Origin of the sequence: Yoonia sp. (genome assembly GCF_017854565.1) — a bacterium.
GTDB lineage: Bacteria > Pseudomonadota > Alphaproteobacteria > Rhodobacterales > Rhodobacteraceae > Yoonia.
In genome coordinates this window covers 41,348-62,445 of the sequence record NZ_JAFMHJ010000010.1, presented here as the reverse complement: position 1 = coordinate 62,445, position 21,098 = coordinate 41,348, and the positions used below count along the sequence as shown (strand labels likewise).

Annotated in this window: 19 protein-coding genes; 6 read left to right on the top strand and 13 right to left on the bottom strand. The window is 60.6% G+C overall.

Annotated features, from left to right (window positions below; translation table 11 throughout):
* Positions 1-83 precede the first annotated feature (83 nt).
* The 8 genes from QZ196_RS06355 to QZ196_RS06320 form a co-directional block, all read right to left on the bottom strand.
* A complete protein-coding gene (locus tag QZ196_RS06355; protein WP_296424921.1) occupies positions 84-734 on the bottom strand; it encodes a glutathione S-transferase family protein in 651 nt (216 codons plus the stop codon).
* The gene (locus QZ196_RS06350; RefSeq protein ID WP_296424920.1) at positions 731-2,641 is read right to left on the bottom strand and encodes an acetyl/propionyl/methylcrotonyl-CoA carboxylase subunit alpha; all 1,911 of its coding nucleotides are present in this window, start codon (positions 2,639-2,641) and stop codon (positions 731-733) included. Before QZ196_RS06350 ends, QZ196_RS06355 begins: the two co-directional genes overlap by 4 nt.
* Before the next feature lie 5 nt (positions 2,642-2,646).
* Positions 2,647-4,209, bottom strand: a complete 1,563-nt coding sequence (locus QZ196_RS06345; RefSeq protein ID WP_296424919.1) for a carboxyl transferase domain-containing protein — start codon at positions 4,207-4,209, stop codon at positions 2,647-2,649.
* Entirely contained in the window at positions 4,206-4,505 is a 300-nt protein-coding gene (locus QZ196_RS06340) for a hypothetical protein (RefSeq protein ID WP_296424918.1), read from the bottom strand. Before QZ196_RS06340 ends, QZ196_RS06345 begins: the two co-directional genes overlap by 4 nt.
* Positions 4,502-5,398 carry a hypothetical protein gene (locus tag QZ196_RS06335; RefSeq protein ID WP_296424917.1) on the bottom strand — a complete coding sequence of 299 codons (897 nt, stop codon included), beginning with the start codon at positions 5,396-5,398 and terminating at the stop codon, positions 4,502-4,504. Before QZ196_RS06335 ends, QZ196_RS06340 begins: the two co-directional genes overlap by 4 nt.
* 23 nt (positions 5,399-5,421) lie before the next feature.
* Positions 5,422-6,585, bottom strand: a complete 1,164-nt coding sequence (locus QZ196_RS06330; protein ID WP_296424916.1) for an acyl-CoA dehydrogenase family protein — start codon at positions 6,583-6,585, stop codon at positions 5,422-5,424.
* A 75-nt stretch (positions 6,586-6,660) separates the two neighbouring features.
* Positions 6,661-7,866: a DegT/DnrJ/EryC1/StrS family aminotransferase gene (locus QZ196_RS06325; RefSeq protein WP_296424915.1), complete on the bottom strand. Its 1,206-nt coding sequence runs from the start codon at positions 7,864-7,866 to the stop codon at positions 6,661-6,663.
* 39 nt (positions 7,867-7,905) lie between these two features.
* The gene (locus QZ196_RS06320) at positions 7,906-8,568 is read right to left on the bottom strand and encodes an HAD-IA family hydrolase (RefSeq protein WP_296424914.1); all 663 of its coding nucleotides are present in this window, start codon (positions 8,566-8,568) and stop codon (positions 7,906-7,908) included.
* A gap of 125 nt (positions 8,569-8,693) precedes the next feature.
* Between QZ196_RS06320 and glmU the strand changes: the two genes are divergently transcribed.
* The 3 genes from glmU to QZ196_RS06305 are packed head-to-tail and all read left to right on the top strand — an operon-like array spanning position 8,694 to position 12,537.
* Complete coding sequence (glmU, locus tag QZ196_RS06315; RefSeq protein WP_296424913.1) at positions 8,694-10,037, top strand: bifunctional UDP-N-acetylglucosamine diphosphorylase/glucosamine-1-phosphate N-acetyltransferase GlmU; 1,344 nt, start codon at positions 8,694-8,696, stop codon at positions 10,035-10,037.
* 2 nt (positions 10,038-10,039) lie between these two features.
* Positions 10,040-11,863 (top strand): glutamine--fructose-6-phosphate transaminase (isomerizing), encoded by a 1,824-nt coding sequence (gene glmS / locus QZ196_RS06310; RefSeq protein ID WP_296424912.1) that lies wholly within the window; start codon positions 10,040-10,042, stop codon positions 11,861-11,863.
* A complete protein-coding gene (locus QZ196_RS06305) occupies positions 11,860-12,537 on the top strand; it encodes a DNA alkylation repair protein (protein WP_296424911.1) in 678 nt (225 codons plus the stop codon). The genes glmS and QZ196_RS06305 overlap by 4 nt, the downstream gene beginning before the upstream one ends.
* 18 nt (positions 12,538-12,555) lie before the next feature.
* Here QZ196_RS06305 and QZ196_RS06300 read toward each other — a convergent pair whose 3' ends face one another.
* Entirely contained in the window at positions 12,556-12,945 is a 390-nt protein-coding gene (locus QZ196_RS06300; RefSeq protein WP_296424957.1) for a D-galactarate dehydratase, read from the bottom strand.
* A gap of 158 nt (positions 12,946-13,103) precedes the next feature.
* Here QZ196_RS06300 and moaA point away from each other — a divergent pair, with 158 nt between their 5' ends.
* Positions 13,104-14,108, top strand: coding sequence for a GTP 3',8-cyclase MoaA (moaA, locus tag QZ196_RS06295; RefSeq protein ID WP_296424910.1), 1,005 nt, complete (start codon positions 13,104-13,106; stop codon positions 14,106-14,108).
* Between the two features lie 82 nt (positions 14,109-14,190).
* Here the strand turns inward: moaA and QZ196_RS06290 are convergent, their stop codons facing one another.
* The 4 genes from QZ196_RS06290 to QZ196_RS06275 all read right to left on the bottom strand — a co-directional run bounded on the left by QZ196_RS06290 (position 14,191) and on the right by QZ196_RS06275 (position 19,068).
* Positions 14,191-15,354: a M20 aminoacylase family protein gene (locus tag QZ196_RS06290; protein ID WP_296424909.1), complete on the bottom strand. Its 1,164-nt coding sequence runs from the start codon at positions 15,352-15,354 to the stop codon at positions 14,191-14,193.
* A 128-nt stretch (positions 15,355-15,482) separates the two neighbouring features.
* Positions 15,483-16,931 (bottom strand): NAD(P)(+) transhydrogenase (Re/Si-specific) subunit beta, encoded by a 1,449-nt coding sequence (locus QZ196_RS06285; protein WP_296424908.1) that lies wholly within the window; start codon positions 16,929-16,931, stop codon positions 15,483-15,485.
* 10 nt (positions 16,932-16,941) lie between these two features.
* Complete coding sequence (locus QZ196_RS06280) at positions 16,942-18,513, bottom strand: Re/Si-specific NAD(P)(+) transhydrogenase subunit alpha (RefSeq protein ID WP_296424907.1); 1,572 nt, start codon at positions 18,511-18,513, stop codon at positions 16,942-16,944.
* 105 nt (positions 18,514-18,618) lie between these two features.
* Positions 18,619-19,068 (bottom strand): isoprenylcysteine carboxylmethyltransferase family protein, encoded by a 450-nt coding sequence (locus QZ196_RS06275; RefSeq protein WP_296424906.1) that lies wholly within the window; start codon positions 19,066-19,068, stop codon positions 18,619-18,621.
* A 54-nt stretch (positions 19,069-19,122) separates the two neighbouring features.
* Between QZ196_RS06275 and QZ196_RS06270 the strand changes: the two genes are divergently transcribed.
* Positions 19,123-19,905, top strand: coding sequence for an SDR family oxidoreductase (locus QZ196_RS06270; RefSeq protein WP_296424905.1), 783 nt, complete (start codon positions 19,123-19,125; stop codon positions 19,903-19,905).
* Positions 19,905-21,098 carry a kynureninase gene (kynU, locus tag QZ196_RS06265; RefSeq protein ID WP_296424904.1) on the top strand — a complete coding sequence of 398 codons (1,194 nt, stop codon included), beginning with the start codon at positions 19,905-19,907 and terminating at the stop codon, positions 21,096-21,098. The genes QZ196_RS06270 and kynU overlap by 1 nt, the downstream gene beginning before the upstream one ends.

Sequence of the window (21,098 nt, the reverse complement as noted above, 5' to 3'; positions counted from 1 at the left end):
GAGCGGAAATATCCCGGGGACGTCCCGGCCCTGTGCCGGGACGGGGGCAGCGCCCCACAAAATATCGCGTGCTGCGCAGCCGCTCATTGCGGCAGATCCCAAGGTGGATAGAAATCACGCAGATAAAGTCCGGGCTCATCCGGCAGCGCCATGCGATATGCTGCGCGCGCCTGAAGCCGATCAAACCATGCAGCCACCTTCGGAAACCCATCTAACCGGACAAAATGCGCCGCCATATAAACGGCCTGCCCGATCCCGACATCAGCCGCCGAAAACGACGCCAGCAGACAGTCACCGCGCAACCCGGCCTCCACTGCGCCCAATGTCTTGGCCAACCGCCTAGCCTCCAGCTGCATCACAATGGGTGACCGCATCTGATCTTCGCGCAATGCGACGTGCTGCTGGGTCAGTGCGGCACAATGTTGGCTGATCGTCTCGGCGAAATGAATCCAGTTCAGCCATGGAATGCGCTCTGCGTCATCCGGCGCACGCCCCAGACCCGCCGCCGGGAACCGTTCGCACAACACTTCGGCAATGGCGCCACTTTCGGTGACAACCGCGCCGTCAATCTCAAGCGTCGGCACCCGGCCCGTGGGGTTCAGTGAACGGTACGGTTCTTCGCGCAGCGTCTTGTCGAACGGATAAACAACCAGATCAAAATCAATGCCCATCTCGTGCAGCAACCAAAGGCTGCGCATCGACCGGGTCTGATGGCAATGATGCAACCGGATCATCCTGCGTCCTCCAACGCCACCATCAAGGCCCCGGCCGTCACCTGATCGCCGGCGACCACCAAAACCGCTGACACGATACCGTCACGCGGCGCGCGCAAGACATGCTCCATCTTCATCGCCTCAAGCACCACCATCCGGTCCCCTTCGGCAACCGCCTGCCCCACTGCAACCGCCACATCGCGCACCAGCCCCGGCATCGGCGCCAGCACCGTATCGCCCCCCATGGCATCAACGCCCCGGTCCAGCGGATCAACGATGTCAAAGGTCAGGGTTTGCGCGCCGAACACCGTGACCCGGCGCCCATGGCGCACCGCAGGCACGCCCCAATGATCGCCGCGCCATGTCAGCGACACCAAGGCGCCCGCCACCGCAACATCGCAGCGGTCGGGACCCTGCATCGTCAGACGCGCCGTCACCAGCGCGCCCTCATACATCAGCAGAATGTCCCGCGCCAATGGCGCCCACAGCGCAAACCCGGTGAACGCGCCACGATCAACACCAGCCGCAACCACGCCAGCAATCGCCAGATCGTGCGGCATCGCCACGGCGACCGCGCACAGAACCGCCTCTTGGCGGGCGATCAACCCGGTATCGACCCGTCCTGCAGCGAAACCCTTATCTCGCGACAGCCTGCGCAAAAAGCCAAGATTTGTGACCGTACCAGCAACCTGCGTGGCATCCAGCGCCGCCGACAACCCCCGTAGCGCCGTCGCACGATCACGCCCATGCACCGTGATCTTGGCAATCATCGGGTCGTACCAAGGCGAGATTTCGGACCCGGCCACGACACCGCTGTCAATCCGCGCCGAATCCGGAAATAGCAGATGATCAATCACGCCGGTCGCAGGCAAAAACCCTTTCGGGACATCTTCGGCATAAAGCCGCGCTTCGAAGGCATGCCCATTGATCACCAAATCGTCCTGCCCTGCGGGCAATGGCTCACCGCTGGCGACGCGCAGTTGCCATTCCACCAGATCAACGCCGGTAATCGCCTCTGTGACCGGATGCTCGACCTGTAGCCGGGTGTTCATTTCCATGAACCAGAACCCGTCTGTGCGCAGCCCGCCCGCCCCATCCACAATAAATTCAATCGTACCCGCACCGGCATAGCCGATGGCCTTGGCCGCCGTCACCGCCGCATCGCCCATCGCGCGGCGCACCGCATCGGTCATCCCCGGCGCAGGGGCTTCCTCGATCACCTTTTGGTGGCGGCGCTGCAACGAACAGTCCCGTTCGAAAAGATGCACAGCGTCGGTGCCATCGCCAAAGACCTGCACCTCAATGTGGCGCGGTGACGTGACATATTTTTCAACCAGCACATCGGCATTGCCAAACGCAGTGCGCGCCTCGGCCTGCGCCGACGCCAGCGCCTCGGCAAAGTCGGCGGCGCTTTGTGCCAGCCTCATCCCCTTGCCACCGCCACCCGCGACCGCCTTGATCAAAACTGGATAGCCGATCTGGTCGGCCTCACCGGCCAGAAAGTCGGGGTTTTGATTTGTGCCGTGATAGCCCGGCACCACAGGCACACCCGCCTTGACCATCAACGCCTTGGCCGCATCCTTGAGCCCCATCGCCCGGATGGCGCTGGCCGAAGGGCCAATGAAAACCAGCCCCGCCGCCGTCACCGCATCGACAAAATCCGGGTTCTCGGACAAAAAGCCGTAGCCGGGATGGACCCCCTGCGCGCCGGTCTCCAAGGCTGCCTGAATGATCAGATCACCCCGCAGATAGCTTTCGGCGACGGGGGCCGGGCCAATGCGCACCGCCTCATCCGCTTGGGCGACATGCAGGGCGTCGGCGTCCGCATCCGAATAAACGGCCACCGTCCTGACCCCCATGGCGCGCGCGGTGCGGATCACGCGACAGGCAATCTCGCCCCGGTTGGCGATGAGAATCTTGTCAAACATGCGGCTCACATCCTGAACACGCCAAAGCGTGTCTCCTCTATGGGCGCGTTGCAGGCGGCGGACAGTGAAAGCGCAAGCACCTCGCGGGATTTGCGGGGGTCGATCACGCCGTCGTCCCAGAGCCGGGCGCTGGCATACAGCGGGTGCGATTGTTCCGCGAACATATCAATCGTAGGCTGCTTGAACGCGGCTTCTTCGTCGGCTGACCATGTCCCGCCACCCCGTTCAATTGCATCACGTTTGACCGTCGCCAGCACACCAGCGGCCTGCGCGCCACCCATCACGGAAATCCGCGACGTGGGCCATGACCACATGAAATTCGGGCTGTAAGCCCTTCCTGACATGCCATAATTCCCAGCGCCAAAGGAACCGCCGACAACCATCGTGATCTTGGGGACCTTCGTTGTGGCCACGGCCATAACCATCTTGGCCCCATGCCGTGCGATGCCTTCGTTTTCGTATTTCTGACCGACCATGAAGCCTGTGATATTTTGCAAGAACACCAGCGGGATTTTGCGCTGGCTGCACAGTTCAATGAAATGCGCACCCTTTTGCGCGCTTTCCGAAAACAGAACGCCATTGTTGGCCACAATCCCGCATGGCCAGCCGTCAATATGGGCAAAGCCCGTCACCAGCGTTTCGCCAAAGCGCACCTTGAATTCATCAAACCGCGACCCATCCACAACCCGGCGAATGACCTCGCGAATGTCATAGGGCGTGCGCAAATCGGCGGGCACCACATCGAACAAAGTCGCCGGGTCAAGTGTCGGAGGTTCGGAAGGCAACCGTTTGACCTGTATCGCATTTTCACGCGAACATGATGCGATGGCCTGCCGCGCCAGTGCCAGCGCATGGGCGTCATCCTCGGCAAGGTAATCCGCGACGCCAGACAGGCGCGTATGCACATCACCGCCGCCCAGATCCTCGGCGCTGACCACCTCGCCGGTGGCGGCTTTGACCAACGGCGGCCCAGCCAAAAAGATCGTGCCCTGATCCTTGACGATAATCGACACATCCGCCATCGCCGGCACATAGGCGCCGCCCGCCGTGCAGGACCCCATGACGACCGCGATCTGCGGGATACCCTTGGCCGACATCTGCGCCTGATTATAGAAAATCCGGCCAAAATGGTCACGGTCCGGGAATACTTCGTCCTGATTGGGCAGGTTGGCACCGCCGCTGTCCACCAGATAGACGCAAGGCAGATGGCATTTCTCGGCAATCTCCTGTGCCCTGAGGTGTTTCTTGACCGTCATGGGGTAGTAGGTGCCACCCTTCACCGTCGCGTCATTGCACACGACCATCACCTCGATCCCGCTTACGCGGCCCACCCCGGCAATCACACCCGCACAGGGTGCCGCACCGTCGTACATGCCATGGGCCGCAGTCGCGCCGATCTCAAGAAACGGACTGCCGGGGTCAAGCAGGCCCGCGACCCGATCACGCGGCAGCATCTTGCCCCGGCTGATATGGCGCGCGCGGGATTTTTCACCGCCACCAAGGGCGGCAGCAGCAGCAGCAGCGGCGACCTGTTCAAGTGCGGCCAAATGTGCATCGACCTGTGTCATGTGGTGGGTTCCCCTTGATCGGGAAACGGCAGCGTTTCGCCCCGTCGCCCCACGAAAAAAGTCGTCACCACACCGCTGGCATGGCTGCAGGTCACCACCATCCGCACCGCTGGATCGGGGTGCGTGGTCGCGGCGCAATCGGTCGGTTTGGCACCCACGCCCGCTGTCGCCAAATAGGCCGCGGCATAACGGTTGATGATATCCGTCTCGCTGGGTTGTCCGCCCAGACGCAGGCCCAATACAGCAGCAAAAACCGCCAATCCCGCGACAGGTGCGAAGATCATCCAGCGTTTCATTCATTCGCCCCATGCAGTGTCTCAACACTCTCTGACGAAGCGTATTTGATCGCGATTTTCTGGTGCCTTACTCGCAAGCCAGTTTTCATATCTGTGGGCAAAATGAGTTCGAAATTCTCAACGGCTCCCCCAAGCTGGGCTAGACGCAAACGCTTCAGACTGTCCAGAAGCAACCCGATGCTGAAAAGACGCTGTTGGTCGTGCCCATCTTCAATCTCTTCGGATAAGTATGACAGAGTGATCGTATCTTGGTTTTCTTTCCATTCCATCCAATTGATACCATTCAAAGTTTCGTTTAGCGGTCGACGCTCTCCGTCCTTTGGTGTAGCCACGACTTCGGGACTGTTCGCATGCGAAAATGGTCTGCAATGCTTGAAGGCGTTAATCGTTCCTCGATTCGAGAGCATTGCGGCCTCTTCCACAATAAGGTCTGCAATCTGTCCGGACCCGTTCTCGGAAAGCCAATCCGGATCGGCAGTTATCCTCTCAGAAATCCATTTTTCAAATGACAAGGGTTGTCCCTCGAACTTCAACGCAAAACCTTCCGGGACTTCTTTCCGAGCAATACTTTTGAAAGTATCATCCAATTTTTTCCCTCGGAGGACATTTGAGAGCCGTACAAAAGGTCCCAGTGGTCGCCCTGACAACAGCATCAAAACGAGGGTTTCGCTTGAGAAATAGCGAAATACTCGCTTTAGGGCCTTTACGCTATCCTGCCTTTTGCTCTCCGACAGCCTAATGACATCGCTTATTGGATGATCTGAAATTGTTTCGCCCGTGATCTTATCAGAAATCGCAAATGGCAACGGATTAAACGTGTCAACGGAATCGAGAAGGACGAAATGGGCAAACGGGTCCAAGCTCTCAAGGCATTGACGCTCCAAATCATCCACGTGCCTTTGAACGTCCGAATCCTTCACCCCATCGCCCCCATCAATTCACGGCCCACCAGCATGCGACGGATTTCGGATGTGCCCGCCCCGATTTCCATCAGCTTGGCATCGCGGAACAGGCGCGCGACCGGGGCGTCGTTCAGGAACCCGGCCCCGCCCATCGCTTGCACGGCTTGGTGCGCCTGTTTCATCGCTTCTTCGCTGGCGTAAAGACAGCAGGCCGCCGCATCCTGCCGGGTGACGGTCCCCCGGTCGCAGGCCTTGGCAACCTCGTAGACATAGGCGCGGGCGGAATTCATCGCGGTGTACATATCCGCAATCTTGCCCTGCATCAGTTGAAAGTTCCCAATCGGTTGGCCGAATTGCTTGCGCGTGGCCAGATAGGGCATGATCTCGTCCAGACAGGCGGCCATGATGCCAAGGCCGATCCCCGCCAGCACGACACGTTCGTAATCAAGACCCGACATCAGAACGCGCACGCCGCGCCCTTCTTCGCCCAGCACATTTTCGAACGGCACCTGCACATCGTCAAAGATCAGCTCGGCGGTATTGGAACCGCGCATCCCCAGCTTGTCGAAATGCGGGCTGGTGGTGAAACCCACCATGTCCTTTTCGATCAGGAATGCGGTGATCCCCTTTGATCCGGCATCAGGGTCGGTCTTGCCATAAACCACCAGCGTGTCCGCGTCGGGACCGTTGGTGATCCAATATTTATTGCCGTTCAGGCGGTAATGGTCGTTGCGTTTTTCCGCGCGCAGCGACATGGACACCACGTCAGACCCGGCGCCGGCCTCGGACATGGCCAATGCGCCCACATGTGCGCCCGATATCAGACGCGGCAGGTATTTCGCCTTTTGCGCGTCAGTCCCGTTCAGCTTGATTTGATTGACGCACAGGTTGGAATGCGCGCCATACGACAGCGACACCGATGCGCTGGCGCGGGCGATTTCCTCGACTGCGACTGTGTGCGCCAAATAGGACATGCCAGCCCCGCCGTATTCTTCGGCCACGGTGACACCCAGCAGGCCAAGGTCGCCCATTTCCTGCCACAGCGCGGGCGGAAAGGCATTGCTGCGGTCAATGTCGGCGGCCATGGGTTTGACGCGGGCCTGCGCCCAGCCATGCACCATATCGCGCAGGGCATTCACATCCTCGCCCAGATCAAAAGTCATTGAGGCGTGAAACATCGCTCGCTCCCGGTTAATTGAACGCTTGTTCATTTGTAGGCCTGCAGTGCGCGACCTGTCGAGTCCTTTTTTGCGCTACTGCGCCGCCGCCTGCCCCTGCCAGACGGCGCTCACCTCGGCGCGGATGATGCGCGCGATCATGGCGCAGTCATCCAGCGAAAAGGTCAGCGGCAGCCGCATGTCGATGATACCCGCCAGCACCCGATCAGACGCAGGCATCGGCGCGCTTGGCGCATAGCGCCAACTGTCATAGCGCGAGGTAAAGCCGGTGGGTTCCGCCCCGCCGAACCATTTCAACGCGACCCCGCGCGCGGCACAGCGGCCAAGAACAGCCGCAACGGCATCGGCGGGCCAGTCGAGCAGCAGGAACTGAAACGATGACGCGACGAACTGTTCCTTGTCGGGCCGCGTGATCAGGCGCAGGCCGGGGGTAGCGGCAAGCCCGGTTTCCAGCGCACGATACCGGTCGTTCCAGCGCGCGGCCTGTGTCGCCAGATCGCGCAGTTGCGGACGCAGGATCGCGGCGCGCAAGTTGTCCATACGCCCCGATATATTGGGTGTTTCGTATTTGATCCGGGCAAATGTTTCAGGCGGCGGTGCCGCGCGGTGTTGGTCAAACAGCATATAGCTGCCAGACAGCATGATCGCGCGCGCCATGCCTTCGGCATCATCCGAAACCAGCAAGCCACCCTCGCCTGAATTGATATGCTTGTAGGTTTGGGTGGAATAGCAGCCAAACCGCCCCCAGCGCCCGCTGGGTACACCGTTCCAGGCAGCGCCCATCGTATGCGCGCAATCTTCGATCACGGTCACACCCGCCGCGTCACATAGCGCCATCAGCCGATCCATATCGCAGATATGTCCGCGCATATGACTGAGCAGCAGGACGCCGGCCTGATCCAGCTTTGCGGCCAGATCATCAAGGTCGATCACCAATTCCTGGGTCACACCGACAAAGACCGGCACCCCCCCCACGGCGGCAATCGCGCCCGGTACCGGTGCCAGCGTAAAGGCGTTGGTCAGCACCCTGTCGCCATGCCCCACACCGCACGCGCGCAAGGCCGTGGTCATCGCATAGCCACCAGAGGCGACCGCGAGGCAATATTCAGCGCCCACTTGCGCGGCGAATGCGATCTCAAGCAATGCCGCCTGCGACACTTCGCCGGGTGCGGTGTTATAGCGGTGCAGCCGTCCCGTTTGCATCACGGCCAATGCTGCTGCGATCCCGTCATCGGGAATCGGTTCCTGCTGGGTGAAGCTGCCGGCAAATATTTCTGTCATGGCGCAACTGTGTGACGCACCGCGTGCCCGGTCAATGGGTTAACCGATCAGGTGCGCGACGACGCCCGATAGTTCGGCAAAGCTGTCAATCGTCGCTTCGGGGTCCAATGCAAGCACATCATCGCGCCCCGGCCCAAACGTGACCAGCACCGACGGCACGCCGGCATTGCGCGATGTGTCCCGGTCGGTCGCCGTATCGCCAACCAAAAGTGATCGCTTTGGGTCGCCACCGGCGCGGCGCACCGCCTCAAAGTGATGGGCGGGGTCAGGTTTGCGCACGGGCAATGTATCCGCCCCGATCAGCGATCCAAAATGGCCCCGTACCCCAAGGCTTTGCATCAATGTCTCGGCCAGAGCTTCGGGTTTGTTTGTTGCAATTCCAACTGCATAGCCATCGCGCTTTAGCAACTCAACCGCATCCATCGCACCGGGATACAGCACGGTGTGGGTGTCGATATCGCTGGCATAGGCCGTTAGCAGAACCGGATACTGCTGATCGACATCCGCCTGAGCGAACCCATCAACCCGTGAAAACCCAAGCGTCAGCATCGCACGCCCGCCGCGCAGCGCGGTGGCGGCATCGGCAACCGGATCCAGCAGATCACCCAAGCCGAGCCCCCGAAAACAGACGTTGGCCGCGGCGATCAAATCGCCACTGGTGTCGGCAAGGGTCCCGTCGAGATCGAAAATCACTGTGCGCATGGTGTACCTTCCTGCAAATCGCCTGCCTCCTCTGTAACGATGCGTAAACTGATGTGAAGCCCCTGCCCTTGTGATAATCGCCAAGGCCAGTAGAAGACGTACAAACAAAGAAGATTGAGGCAGCAATGGCAACGGCACTTATTATCCTTGGCGCGGGCATGGGCACGCGCATGAATTCTGAACTGCCAAAGGTGCTGCATCAGATCGCTGGCGCGCCGATGTTGGTGCATGCGATGAAATCCGGCGCCGCGCTAGAACCTGACCTGACCGTCATTGTGGCAGGTCACGGCGCCGCAGCGGTCGAAACAGCCGCCAAAGCGTATGATCCCGATGCGGTAATCGCACAGCAAAGCGAACAGTTGGGCACCGCGCATGCGGTCGCGCAGGCGCGGGGTGCGCTGGCGGGCTTTGATGGCGACGTGATCGTGCTCTATGGTGACACACCGTTTATCCGCCCCGAAACGCTGGCCGCGATGACAGCGGCCCGTTTGACCCACGATATCGTCGTGCTGGGCTTCGTGGCGGCTGATCCGGGGCGCTATGGCCGCTTGATCATGAAAGCGGACCAGCTGGATCGAATCGTCGAATTCACGGACGCAACAGACGAAGAGCGCGCCGTAACCCTGTGTAACAGCGGTGTCATTGCAGCCCACGCAAACACGCTTTTTGACCTGATCGACACCGTTGGGAACGACAATGCCGCTGGGGAATATTATCTGACCGACATCATCGGCATCGCACGCGCCAAGGGTCTTTCCGCCACGGTGGTGCACTGTGACGAGGCGGAAACGCTTGGCATCAATTCCCGTGCAGAGCTGTCCGCCGCCGAGGCACTGTTTCAATCGCGCGCCCGCACAGCGGCGCAAGACGATGGCGTGACCCTGACCGCGCCAGAGACCGTGTTCTTTGCGCATGACACTGTGATTGGCCGCGACGCGATCATCGAACCCAACGTGGTCTTCGGTCCCGAGGTGACCATTGAATCAGGTGCCACAATCCGCGCGTTTTCCCATCTCGAAGGCTGTCATGTGTCGCGTGACGCGGTTGTCGGCCCCTATGCCCGCCTGCGCCCCGGTGCAGAGCTGGCCGAAGGCGTGAAAATCGGCAATTTTGTCGAAATCAAAAATGCGCAGATCGCCGAAGGCGCCAAGGTCAACCACCTGTCCTATATCGGCGATGCTGACATCGGCGCGCGGGCCAACATCGGCGCGGGCACCATTACCTGCAATTATGACGGCGTCTTCAAACATAAAACAGTGATCGGCGCCGATGCCTTTATCGGATCGAACACAATGCTGGTGGCCCCTGTCAAAATCGGCAATGCCGCGATGACCGGCAGCGGGTCTGTCATCACCCGCGATGTGCCGGCGGGCGATCTTGCCGTGGCACGCGCCCGGCAGGACAACAAAGCAGGATTTGCGCTGCGCCTGTTCGAAAAGCTACGCGCCAGAAAAGCAAAGGGGGCCTGATCATGTGTGGTATTGTAGGGGTTCTGGGCTACCACGAAGCGGCGCCTATTTTGGTCGAAGCGCTTAAGCGGTTGGAGTATCGTGGCTATGACAGCGCGGGCATTGCGACGATCAACCACCTGAAACTGGACCGGCGCCGGGCCGTTGGCAAACTTGTCAATCTGTCTGACCTGCTGGTGCATGAACCGCTGGCCGGCAAGTCCGGCATCGGCCATACCCGCTGGGCCACCCACGGCGCGCCCAATGTCGGCAACGCCCACCCGCACCGTGCGGGCGGTGTCGCGGTTGTCCACAACGGCATTGTCGAAAATTTCCGCGCGCTGCGGGCCTTTCTGGCTGAAAAAGGCATCGGCTTCGAAACCGAGACAGATACGGAAACCGTTGCCCTGCTCGCCCAATATTTTCGCGACCAGGGGTTCAGCCCGCGTGACGCCGCAGAGCAAACCATTGCCATGCTCGAAGGCGCCTATGCGCTGTGTTTCTTGTTCGAGGGAGAGGATGACCTGCTGATTGCCGCGCGCAAAGGGTCCCCTTTGGCGATTGGGTATGGTGATGGGGAAATGTTCGTCGGCTCTGATGCGATTGCACTGGCCCCGATGACCGACCGGATTTCATATCTGGAAGAAGGCGACTGGGCCGTGATCACTCGCAATTCCGCCGAAATTCGCGACCTTCACGGCAATATCACCAATCGCGCGATCAAGGTGATCCAGATCGACACCGCCCGTGTCGATAAGGGCGGCTATAAACACTTCATGGCCAAGGAAATCGCCGAACAGCCCACCGTGCTGCAAGGCGCCTTGGGCCACTACATCAATGCAGATGCGACAGCGATCACCCTGCCCGACCCCGGGCTGGATTTCACCCGAATCGAGCGACTGACAATGGTTGCCTGCGGCACCGCGTTCTATGCCTGTATGGTCGCGAAATATTGGTTCGAACAGCTCGCTGGGATACCGGTCGAGGTCGATGTGGCCTCTGAATTTCGCTACCGCGAGCCGCCGGTCACGCCGGGCACCGTCGCCCTGTTCGTCAGTCAATCAGGCGAAACGGCCGATACACTGGCCGCGCTGCGCTATATGCAAGGCAAAGCCAGCAAAATCGTGTCGGTCGTCAATGTCCCCGAAAGCTCGATCGCACGCGAAAGCGACCTGCCATTGCCAATCCTGGCGGGGACCGAAATTGGCGTCGCATCGACCAAGGCATTCACCTGCCAGCTGACCACGCTTGCCCTGTTGGCGATAAAGGCCGCACATGTGCGGGGCCGTATCACCGACGCCGAAATGGCCCAAAAGCTGGCCGCGCTGCGCGGTTTGCCGGGGATACTCAACCTTGCCTTGGGTATCGAAGATAAATGCCGCACAATTGCACGGCAGCTGGCAGAGGCGCGCGACATTCTGTTTCTGGGGCGTGGCGCCATGTATCCGCTGGCCTTGGAAGGCGCGCTTAAACTCAAAGAAATAAGCTATATTCACGCTGAAGCCTATGCATCTGGAGAGCTAAAGCATGGCCCCATTGCGTTGGTCGATGAACATGTACCCGTGATCGTGATGGCACCACGTGACGCCCTGTTCGACAAGACAATATCCAATATGCAAGAGGTCATGGCGCGCGGCGGCAAAGTGCTTTTGATTACCGATGCAAAAGGTGCCCAAGAGGCTAGCACCGGGGTCTGGGATACGATCGTGATGCCCGCCGTAGACCCGTTTCTTGCGCCAATCCTTTATGCAATTCCGGCACAGTTGCTGGCCTATCACACCGCCGTTGCCAAGGGCACGGACGTTGACCAGCCCCGCAACCTTGCCAAATCGGTGACGGTCGAATGAAGGCCGCAGATGCCATCGCAGCACTTGGCGCGGACCCGGTCAAAGCTGCCGAAATGGCCCAGTATCATAAGGTGGACCGCCCATATCTGGGCGTGGCCAACCCCGACATTGATGCCCATGTGAAAGACTGGCGCGCCGCCGTCGATCTGGACACCCGCATCGCCTTGGCCCGCGACCTGTGGGACAACAACATCCACGAGGCGCGGATCGCCGCCGCCAAACTGTTGACACAGGCGCGCATTCGGCCCGATGACAGGGCCGCATGGGATCTGATCGCGTCTTGGGTGCCTGAGTTTGATGGCTGGGCGATTGCCGATCATGCGTCAATCGCCGGGCAAAAACGGCTGGTCGCTGATCCGTCGCGTCTGGATCAGGTCGAAAGCTGGACCAGATCGGATCATATGTGGACCCGACGTGCCGCGCTGGTGATGACGTTGCCATGGACGAAACAGAACCACCCCAAACCCGCCGAGCTTGCGGCGCGTGAACGGGTGCTGGGCTGGGCGGCCAGCTATACCACTGATCACGCATGGTTTATTCAAAAGGCAATCGGCTGGTGGCTGCGTGAATTATCCAAACATGACCCCGATCGCGTGCGGGCGTTTGTCGCTGACCATGCCGCCGCGATGAAACCTTTCGCCGTCAAGGAAGCGTTGCGCCAACTGATGTCGTAAGGTGGATTTCAATCCACCCTAATAGAGAAAAACCATCACCTCCGGCAGCCCTGTCAACGGGGCTTCAATCAGGCGCATGGCGGCCAGACTTATCTGGCTGCCGGCCCCCACAACCCCACCGGAGGGGCGCAGTTCGACATTGACCGACTTGCCCTTATACACCACACGCCCCCGCGCCAGTGCCGTTACCAGTGGCGTTTTCAGCCAGATCCCCGGCTCTGCAGGGGGGCCCAGCGATGCGATTGTCGTGCCCAAATTCACCTCACCTGTTGCCGTTTGCGCGGCGACTGCGGCGGCCCGGTCGGCGGCACTTGTGGTGTCAAACTGTTCTGGTGTTGTCGCACCCGCAGGCGGCAGCGGCGGTGTGGGGTCCAGCGTCGGCGCAGGCATCACGGGCGCGGTGCCCATCGGCAACCCTTGCAACGAAGGCGCCGTGCAGCCTGCGAAGGCGAGCATGGTAAGGCTTATGATCAGTCTCATGGGTGTGACCGTATTTCGCAGTTCCGGGTGATGCAAGTGATGGCTTGGCGCTTGCGCAGCGGATCGCCTGTCCCTAGGTTGGTGGCATGAATGACCCTCTGATTGATCCATTTGCCCGCGCGATCCAATATCTGCGTGTCTCTGTCACGGACCGTTGCGATTTTCGCTGCGTGTATTGCATGTCGGAAAACATGACTTTTCTGCCCAAAAAAGAGCTGCTGACGCTCGAAGAGCTGGATCGCATGTGTTCGACCTTTATCCGCCTTGGGGTGCGCAAGTTGCGGATCACCGGCGGAGAGCCGTTGGTGCGACGCGACATCATGACGTTCTTTCGCAGCATGACCCGGCATCTGGACAGTGGCGCGCTCAGCGAACTGACCGTGACCACGAACGGCAGCCAGCTAGAGAAATATGCGAGCGACCTTTACGCCGCCGGGGTGCGCCGGATCAACGTGTCGCTTGATACGCTGGACGAGGCAAAGTTTGCCAAAATCACCCGCTGGGGACGCCTGCCACAAGTGCTGCGCGGCATTGATGCAGCCCAAGCCGCTGGCCTCCGGGTCAAGATAAATACCGTTGCCCTGCAAGGGTTTAACGAAGATGAACTGTTCACGCTGACCGATTGGTGCGCCTCGCGTGATCTGGACCTGACATTCATCGAAGTGATGCCGATGGGCGATCTTGGGAACGAAGACCGGATCGGGCAGTACTGGTCGCTCAAAGAGCTGCGCAAGCGGTTGGAAGAGCGGTCATCGCTGACGGATCTACCTGAAAAGACAGGCGGTCCGGCGCGCTATGTGCGGGTGCAGGGCACCGGACAGAAGATCGGGTTCATCACGCCGCTTTCCCATAATTTCTGCGAAAGCTGCAATCGCGTCCGGATCACCTGCACCGGCGAGATTTACACATGTCTGGGTCAGGAAGGTCATTCGGATCTGCGCGGTCCGCTGCGCGCGTCAGAGGCCGACGCAGAGCTGGAAGATGCCATTCGCGCCGCGATAGCGCTGAAACCCAAGGGGCATGATTTCGACTATTCGCGCCAGCAGGTCGATGGGCAGGTCAGCCGCCATATGTCGCATACCGGAGGCTAGGTGCAGGCGGGGTACCCCCCCGCCCTACAGCATATTTTTGCCGTACAGACCCTGTACATACAGCGTACATACGGTTGGGCGATCAGGCTGCGGGCATCCGTTGTTCCACAATTCCAGCCCACCAGCTGCACCCAGCAGGGATCGCTTCGTCGTTGAAATTGTATGCGGCATGATGCACCGACGCGCTGTCGCCATTGCCGACAAGGATATAGGCACCCGGGCGTTCTTCGAGCATGAAGGCGAAATCTTCGCCACCCATGATCAGTGGCGCCTGATCACAGCGGCCCGCGATGGATATCGCCACATCGGCGGCAAAGGCCGTTTGCGTCGGGTGGTTGGCCATCACCGGATAGCCCAGATGATAGGCCACTTCGGCCTTTGCGCCAAATGTCTGGGCGCTCAGCTCTGCAATCGCGGTCAGACGCCGTTGCGCCAGCGCGCGCATGTCCCCGGACATCGTGCGCACGGTCCCCTTGAGGTGGACGCGCTGCGCAATGACGTTATAGGCGTTGGACGATGACACAATCGACGTCACCGACACAACCACCTGATCGACCGGGTCGGCGTTGCGGCTGGCGATGGTTTGCAGGGCGGTGATCATATGGGCCGCGACCACGGTCGCATCGACCGTTTCATGCGGTTTGGCCGCATGGCCGCCGCGCCCTTCGATGGTGATATCAAACTGATCCGTCGCGGCAAAAAACGCGCCTTCGCGGATCGCAAACTGGCCAAGCGGTATGCCGGGCCAATTGTGCATGCCATAGACCTCCTGGATATTCCAGCGGTCCATCATGCCGTCTTGGCACATCTCGCGGCCACCGCCGCCGCCTTCTTCGGCGGGCTGGAAGATGACTACGACGGTGCCGTCGAAATTGCGCGTCTCGGACAGGTATTTCGCGGCACCAAGCAGCATCGCGGTGTGCCCGTCGTGACCGCAGGCGTGCATCGCCCCATCGACCTTTGACTTATACGCAAGCCCGGTCTGTTCATGAATTGGCAGCGCATCCATGTCGGCGCGCAGTCCGATCACCTTGCCGGATGTATCGGTCTTGCCCTTGATCACGCCCACGACGCCGGTGCGCCCGATGCCGGTGACCACCTCGTCACAGCCGAACACCGTCAGCTTGTCGGCGACGACCGCCGCCGTGCGATGGGTTTCGAACAGGATTTCAGGGTTTTCATGCAGGTCCCGGCGCCATGCAGTGATTTCGGGCAGCAGTTCGGCAAAGCGGTTTTTGACGGGCATGGTCATCTCCTGGGGGGTTATCTGTAGATATGCCCCAAGCAGTGTCTTTGTCCACAACGCGGGAAATAAAACGCAAAAGCCCCGCCGTTTCCAGCGGGGCCTGCGGTGCGGCGTGCCGCCCCGCGCGTCTAGTCGATTTTCGGCAGCAATTCGTCGAGCGATTTTTTCGCATCGCCATAGAACATGCGTGTGTTTTCCTTGAAGAACAGCGGGTTTTCGATGCCGGAATAGCCCGTACCCTGCCCACGTTTGGACACGAACACCTGCTTGGCCTTCCAACATTCCAACACGGGCATGCCAGCGATGGGGCTGTTGGGGTCGTCCTGGGCTGCGGGGTTCACGATGTCGTTCGAGCCGATCACGATAGCCACGTCCGTATTGGGGAAATCATCGTTGATCTCGTCCATCTCCATCACGATGTCATAGGGAACTTTGGCTTCGGCCAAGAGCACGTTCATGTGCCCCGGCAAACGCCCCGCGACGGGGTGAATCGCAAAGCGCACGGTCTTGCCTTGGGCGCGCAGTTTGCGGACCAGTTCAGACACCGATTGCTGAGCCTGCGCAACGGCCATGCCGTAGCCCGGAATGATGATGACAGAATCCGCTTCGTTCAGCGCGGCGGCAACACCATCGGCGTCGATGGCGATCTGTTCGCCTTCGACCGCCATCTGTTCGCCCTGCGGGCCACCAAAGCCGCCCAAGATTACCGATACAAAGCTGCGGTTCATCGCCTTGCACATGATGTAGGACAGGATCGCACCGGACGAGCCGACAAGCGCGCCGGTCACGATCAGCAGGTCGTTGCCCAGCGTAAAGCCGATCGCCGCAGCCGCCCAGCCCGAGTAGCTGTTCAGCATCGACACGACGACGGGCATATCCGCGCCGCCGATGCCCATGATCAGGTGATACCCGATAAAGCCCGCAACGATCGTCATCAGCACCATGGTCCAGATACCCGCGCCATTGGCGTAGGCAATCAACAGCACCAGCGATAGAATGGCCGCGCCAAGGTTCAGCATATGCCCGCCGGGTAGTTTGCTGGGCTTGCCATCGACTTTGCCCGCCAGCTTGCCGAAGGCCACGATGGACCCGGTGAAGGTGACCGCACCGATGAAGATGCCAAGGGCGACCTCGACCTTGAGGATCGCGACCTCGACCGCGTCCTTGTGCCAGAGCTTTTCACCAAAGCCGGTCAGCTGCGCGATGGTTTCATCAACGCCGGCCGCCTTCATGTCCTGTACCGCCTGCAACATGATTTCAGCGTTCAGGCCGATAAAGACCGCAGCCAGACCCACGAAGGAGTGCAAGGCGGCGACAAGTTGCGGCATTTCGGTCATCTGGACCTTGCTTGCCACGTAGTGCCCGGCGAATGACCCCACCGCGATTGAAACGATGATCAGCCCGATGTTGAACACGCCGGGGCCGAACACGGTGGCCACGACAGCCACCGCCATGCCCACGATACCGTACCAGACGGCGCGCTTGGCGCTTTCTTGATTGCTCAGGCCGCCGAGGGCCAGAATGAACAGAATTGCGGACGCAATGTAGGCCGCCGATGTAATGCCAATGCTAAACATATCGGCCCCCTCAGGATTTCTGGAACATGGCGAGCATCCGCCGTGTGACGAGGAAACCCCCGACGATATTGATGGACGCGATAAGCACCCCGATGAGCGACAGGATCACCACGATCCAGCTGCCCGACCCGATCTGCAACAGCGCGCCAAGGATCACGATCCCCGAGATGGCGTTGGTGATCGCCATCAAAGGCGTGTGCAGCGAATGGGCGACGCCCCAGATCACCTGAAACCCGACGAAACAGGCCAATGCGAACACGATAAAGTGCTGCATGAAGCTGGCTGGCGCAAAGGCCCCGATCAGCAACATCAGCGCGCCGCCGACGGCCAGCAATGTGACCTGGCTTTTGGTCTGGGCCTGAAATGCCGCCACTTCTCTGGCGCGCTTTTCCTGTGGTGTCAGTTCCTTGATCGGTTCGCGTTTGACCGCCGCGATGGCGGCCACTTTGGGTGGTGGCGGCGGAAAGGTGATGGCGCCCTTGTCGGTGATGGTGGCACCGCGGATCACGTCGTCTTCCATGTTCTGATTTGGCACGCCATCTTTGTCCGGCGTCAGGTCTGACATCATGTGACGGATATTGGTCGCATAAAGCGTCGAGGCTTGCGCCGCCATTCGGCTGGGGAAGTCGGTGTAGCCGATGATGGTCACGCCGTTGTCGGTGACGATTTTCTCGTCCTTGACGGTCAGTTTGCAGTTGCCGCCGCGTTCTGCGGCGAGGTCGACGATGACGGAACCGGGTTTCATCGCTTCGACCATGTCCTTGGTCCACAGTTCGGGCGCGTCGCGGCCGGGGATCAGGGCAGTGGTGATGACGATATCAATATCGGGTGCCAGTTCGCGGAACTTGGCAAGCTGGGCCGCGGCAAATTCGGGCGACGACACAGAGGCGTAGCCGCCGGTGGCCGCGCCGTCCTGCTGTTCTTCCTCGAAATCAAGGAACACAAACTGGGCGCCCATGCTTTCGACCTGTTCGGCCACTTCGGGGCGCACGTCAAAGGCATAGGTGATCGCACCCAGCGATGTGGCGGTCCCGATGGCGGCAAGGCCTGCAACACCGGCGCCGACGACCAGCACCTTGGCGGGGGGCACTTTGCCGGCGGCGGTGATTTGCCCGGTAAAGAAGCGGCCAAAGTTACTGCCGGCCTCGATCACGGCGCGGTAGCCCGCGATATTGGCCATCGACGACAGCGCGTCCATTTTCTGGGCGCGGCTGATACGCGGGACCATGTCCATCGCGATGACGGTGGCGCCTTTCTTGTTGGCTGCCTCCATCAGGTCTTTGTTTTGGCCAGGGTAGAAGAACGAGATCAATGTCTGGCTTTCGCGCAGGCGCTTGACCTCGGTATCGGATGGTGGGCGGACCTTGGCGACCACATCGGCGGCCTTCCACAAGGCGGCGGCGGTTTTGACCACATCGACGCCCGCGTCAATATAGGTCTGATCGGAAAAACCAGCCGACTGCCCGGCGCCGGTTTCAATCATACAATCATAACCCAGCTTTTGCAGGTCCTTGGCCGAGGCGGGCGTCATCGCAACCCGGTTCTCGCCTTCGAATGTCTCTTTTGGTGTGCCGATTTTCACGGACCGTCCCCCATTGTTATTCAAGCAGCCTGACATGGATTATAGCGGCCCAGAGCATTTCACAAGAGAGTGCCCCCCGCACGGGCACATGTCACGCACACACAGTCAGGCCCAACGCCGCGTCTTTTGGCAGTAACGGGCAAAGTCTGCACGAAATTTGACCCGCAGGCGGTTTTCTTCGGGCACGATAAAGCGCTGGGTGATCGTGGCCATGAAAAGCGGCACGAGAATCAACGCGGCGGGCGTATCCCACCGCAGGGCCAGCCCCGCCAGCACCAGCGCATCACCCAGATAGATCGGATTGCGGCTGCGCGAGAAGATACCTGTGGTGACAAGGGTGTCCGCCTCCATATGTGGCATGACGGTCGTGCGCCGTTTACGCATTTCAGCAACGGCCAATGCCATCAGGACAAGGCCGCCACCCACCAAGAGGCCACCGGCAAAATCAACCGCAGACCCGCCCAGCGCGATTGCCGCAGGCTGCAATTGGCTGACGGCCCAGGTCGCGGCGACGGCGATGGCCAGCCAGACGGGGGGTATGTCGATCCATTTCATGGCGTAGTTGTGCCCGCTGCCTTTGTGCTTGTCCACGCCCTGCTTGCGGTTAGCATGCCAAATAACGGAGGACAGGTCATGGAACATGCAGGCAAGCACGCGCTGATCACGGGCGGCGGCACAGGGATTGGCGAGGGGATCGCCCTTGCGTTGGCCCATGCCGGGGCCGAGGTGACGATCACCGGGCGGCGCGCGGATCAACTGGCGAGGGTCGCGGCATCAAGCCCGCGCCTGCATGCGTTGGTGATGGATGTCGACGACGAAGCATCGGTGCGCGATGGTATCGCGGCGGCGGCGGCGGTACGTGGCCCAATCCAGATATGTGTGGCCAATGCCGGGATCGCCGAGGGTGGCCCGTTTGAGAAAACATCGCTGGCGGACTGGCGGCGCACTATGACGACCAATCTGGACGGGGTTTTCCTGACGTTTCAGGCCGCGCTTGCCACTTTGGCGCCCGAAGATACCGGGCGGATGATCGTCATCAGTTCGATCGCCGGGGTGCGGGGGCTGAAGAACGCCATCCCCTATACGGTGACAAAGCACGGCGTGATCGGCCTGATCCGGGGTCTGTCCGAGGAATTCATGCGCCGTCCGATTACGTTTAACGCGCTGTGCCCCGGCTATGTGGATACGGCGATTGTGCGCAACCAGTTGCCCGGCTTGATCACGCGTTTCGGCGTGGATGAACAGGGCGCGATCGACATGGTTGCAAAGGGCAACCGGCATCGGCGGCTGCTGGCGGTCGATGAGACGACAGGGGCGGCGATGTGGCTGTGTTCGGATGCGGCGCGCAGTGTGAATGGGCAGACGATACAGATTTCAGGCGGTCAGGTGTAATGACGGATTTCGCGGCGACAAAGGCCTTGTTCCACTTGCCTGCGGGTATGATTTATCTGGACGGCAATTCGCTGGGCCCGTTGCCAAAGACGGCGGCGGCGCGGGTGGCACGGACGGTCACGCAGGAATGGGGCGAAAAGGTGATTACCGGCTGGAACCGTGCAGGGTGGATGGCGCAGCCGGAACGTCTGGGGGATCGGATCGGGCGGCTGATCGGGGCGGAAGCGGGGCATGTGGTGTTGGGCGACACATTGTCGATCAAGGTCTATCAGGCGCTGGCCGCTGCGATTGATCTGGTGCCCGACCGCAAGGTGATTCTGACCGATAGCGGCAATTTCCCGTCTGATATCTATATGACTGAGGGGCTGATCAAGGCATTGGGGCGCGGGCATGAATTGCGCGTCATGGCCCCCCAGGATGTCGCGGGCAGCATCGGCGGCGATGTGGCTGTGGTGCTGCTGACACAGGTCGATTACCGCACGGGGCGGCTGCATGATATGGCCGCCTTGACCAAGGCGGCGCATGGCGTGGGGGCTGTTGCGGTGTGGGATTTGGCCCATTCCGCGGGTGCGATAGCGGTCGATGTGCAGGGATGTGGCGCGGACTTTGCGGTGGGGTGCACGTATAAATACCTGAATGGCGGACCCGGCGCGCCGGCGTTCATCTATGTCGCACCGCGCCATATCGAAAACTGTGCCCCGGCGCTATCGGGGTGGTTGGGCCATGCCGCACCGTTTGCATTTGATCTGGACTATCGGCCCGGCAGCGGCATTTCGCGGATGCGCGTGGGCACGCCGCCGGTCTTGCAGATGGCCGCATTGGATGCCGCGATGGACATCTGGGACCATGTGGATATGGCCGCGCTACGCCGCACATCAATCGCGCTGACGCAGCAGTTTATCGCCGGTGTCGAGGCGGCCTGCCCGATGTTGACGCTGGCCAGTCCACGCGACCCCGATGCACGGGGCAGTCAGGTATCGTTCCGCTTTGCCGATGGATACGCTGCGATGCAGGCCTGTATTGCGCGCAATCTGGTGGGGGATTTTCGTGCGCCGGATATCATGCGCTTTGGGTTCACACCGCTGTTTATCGACGCCGATGACGTGGATCGCGCCATCAGCATCATCGCGGATGTCATGCAAAACCGTCTGTGGGATGATCCGGCCTATAAAGCCAAAGCCGCAGTCACCTAG